General features: G+C 71.9%; 2 protein-coding genes. Both read left to right on the top strand.

The annotated features are described in order from the left end of the window. The coding region (locus VDQ18_RS23485) for a hypothetical protein (protein WP_323023275.1) at window positions 1-856 on the top strand (856 nt) is incomplete at its 5' end. Window positions 857-917: 61 nt separating this feature from the next. Beyond that, a complete protein-coding gene (locus VDQ18_RS23480; RefSeq protein WP_323023274.1) occupies window positions 918-2,093 on the top strand; it encodes an aminotransferase in 1,176 nt (391 codons plus the stop codon). Window positions 2,094-2,231: the final 138 nt, after the last annotated feature.

Genomic DNA, 2,231 nt, shown 5'->3' with positions numbered 1-2,231 from the left:
TGCAGCCGCCAGCGGAGACCGCCCGATGATCCTCGCCCTGCAAGTCCTCATCCTCCTCGCGCTTCTCGCCTTGACCGCGCTCCTCCTCCATCGCTCCGCCCCGCGCTTCGCCCTGGCCGACCGCCCGGCCCAGCGCAGCATCGCTGTCGCCACGGCGGGGGCGATCCTCGGCGCGCCCTTCTGGTGGTTCGGCGTGCCCGCCAGTTTCGCCTGGCTGCTGCCGCCCCTCGCCTTCCGCTTCCTCGGCGCAGCGGCGCTGGCCTTCGCCGCCACCGGCCTCACGATACTCTGGCGGCCCTCGCCCGCCCGGATCCGCCTCTATCTCGGCATGGTAGCGCTCTATCTCGCCCCGGTCGTCGCCGCCGTCCTTCTCCTCCATCGCGACAGGCTCGACTGGCAGACGCCCATCGCCTGGGCCTTCCTCGTCGTGGCGGGCGGGCTGACGATCTCCTCGACGATTGCCCTGCTCGGCGCGCCGACCCCGCCCGGTGGCACCTCGCCCGGCCCGACCGAGCAGCGGATCTGGAGCGCCTTCGGCCTCCTCTTCGCCCTCTGGGCGCTCGCCCTCTACGCCTGGCCCGCGGCCCCCTTCCCGCCGCTCTTCCTCTGGGCCACGGACCCGCTCAGCGCCCGGCTCATCGCCGTGATGCCCGCGACGCTCGCGCTGATGGCCTGGGGGGCGCGCAACCGACAGGACCTCGGCCGCCCCGCCGCCATCGGCTATGCCACCTATGGCTTCTGGGTCGTCATCGCCTGCCTGCTGCACGGCCTCGCCGGGCGCCCGCTGCCCTGGCTCTACCTCGGCGCGCTCGGCCTTGGCTCGGCCTGGGGCTTCGCCCGCGCGCTCCGGCGCTGAGGCGCGGCTTGCGGGCAATCGGGGCTTGGGGCAGTCTGCCGCCACCCAACGCGAGCCCGCCATGTCCCTCCTCCTGAACCCCGCCTTCGCCGCCACCTTCGCCCCACCGGTGATGGAGGCCCGCCGCTGGCTGACCGAAACCCGGCTGCCCGAGGGCTTTCCCCTCCTGAACCTCTCGCAGGCAGCCCCGGTCGACCCGCCCCCCGCGCCGATGCGCGCCGCCATGGCCCGGGCCATCGAACAGGACCCGGGCATCCACCTCTATTCCCCGGTGCTGGGCAATGGCCCCCTGCGCGAACGCCTCGCCGCCCGCACCGCGGCGCTCTATGGCGGCAGCGTCACGGCCGGGCAGATGGCACTGACCTCGGGCTGCAACCAGGCCTTCTGCGCGGTGATGGCGACGCTTGCCGCCCCGGGGGACGAGGTGATCCTGCCCGCGCCCTGGTATTTCAACCATGTCATGTGGCTCAGCATGACCGGCGTGAAGGCGGTGCCCCTGCCCACCGGCCCCGGCCTGCAACCCGACCCTGAGGCCGCCGCCGCCCTCATCACGCCCCGCACCCGGGCGATCACCCTCGTCACCCCCAACAACCCGGGCGGCGTCGAATACAGCGCCGAGACGCTCGAGGCCTTCGCCCGGCTCTGCGAGGAGAAGGGTATCGCGCTGATCGTCGACGAGACTTACCGCGATTTCCACACCCAGGACGGCGCGCCTCACCGGCTGTTCCAGAACCCCGACTGGGACCGGAGCTTCATCCATCTCTACAGCTTCTCCAAGGCCTACCGGCTGACCGGCCACCGCGTCGGCGCCATCGCCGCCGCGCCCGCAAGGCTTGCCGAGATCGAGAAATTCCTCGACACGGTCACGATCTGCGTCTCGGGTCCCGGACAGATGGCGGCGCTCTGGGGGCTTGAAAACCTGGAGGATTGGCTCGAGGGCGAACGCCAGGAGATCCTGCGCCGCCGCCGGGCGATGACCGAGGGCTTCGCCGGATTGCCAGGCTGGGAACTCCTCGGCTGCGGCGCCTATTTCGCCTATGCACGCCACCCGTTCGAGGCCGCCTCGCCCGAAATCGCCAAACGCCTGCTGGCCGAGATCGGCGTGCTGATGCTGCCCGGCACCATGTTCCGCCCCGAAGGCGCGCCCGACGGCGCCCGCGAGATGCGCATCGCCTTCGCCAATGCGGATGTGAGCCAGATCGGCGATCTGATGAACCGGCTGAAGCGCGTGACCTGAGGGGTTTCGCCCTCGTTGCCCGCTGTCGCGGGCGCCTCGGGCGACCAGCGGCGCGGCGGTGCCGCGCCGAAGAAGGGGGGCCGTCTGCCCCCCTCTTGGCCTGACGGCCAATTCACCCCCCGAGGATATTTGCAGCGC

Origin of the sequence: Pararhodobacter sp. (assembly GCF_034676075.1) — a bacterium.
Taxonomy (GTDB): domain Bacteria; phylum Pseudomonadota; class Alphaproteobacteria; order Rhodobacterales; family Rhodobacteraceae; genus Pararhodobacter.
This window is presented reverse-complemented; position numbering and strand designations above follow the sequence as displayed.